Origin of the sequence: Streptomyces sp. NRRL F-5126 (assembly GCF_000721265.1) — a bacterium.
Classification (GTDB): Bacteria; Actinomycetota; Actinomycetes; order Streptomycetales; family Streptomycetaceae; genus Streptomyces.
Window position 1 is genome coordinate 1 of sequence record NZ_JOFZ01000144.1, and the last position, 298, is coordinate 298.

A 298-nucleotide genomic window follows, 5' to 3' on the forward strand; every position below is an offset into this window, starting at 1 on the left:
CATAGCGAGGATCATTTTGATGACACCGGCGGCGCCTGCGGCGGCCTGGGTGTGGCCGATGTTGGACTTGATGGAGCCGAGGTGGAGCGGCTGCTCGGCGGGACGGTCCTGGCCGTAGGTGGCGAGGAGGGCCTGGGCCTCGATGGGATCGCCGAGCTTGGTGCCGGTGCCGTGCGCTTCGACTGCATCGACCTGATCACCGGACAGACCGGCGTTGGCGAGGGCCTGGCGGATGACGCGTTCCTGGGAGGGGCCGTTGGGGGCGCTGAGTTGGCTGCTGGTGCCGTCTTGGTTGACG

General features: G+C 68.5%; 1 protein-coding gene. It reads right to left on the reverse strand.

The genetic code is table 11. The features are described 5' to 3' along the window. On the reverse strand, positions 1–298 hold a 298-nt coding region (locus tag IH48_RS34090; protein WP_037844303.1), incomplete at both ends, for a hypothetical protein.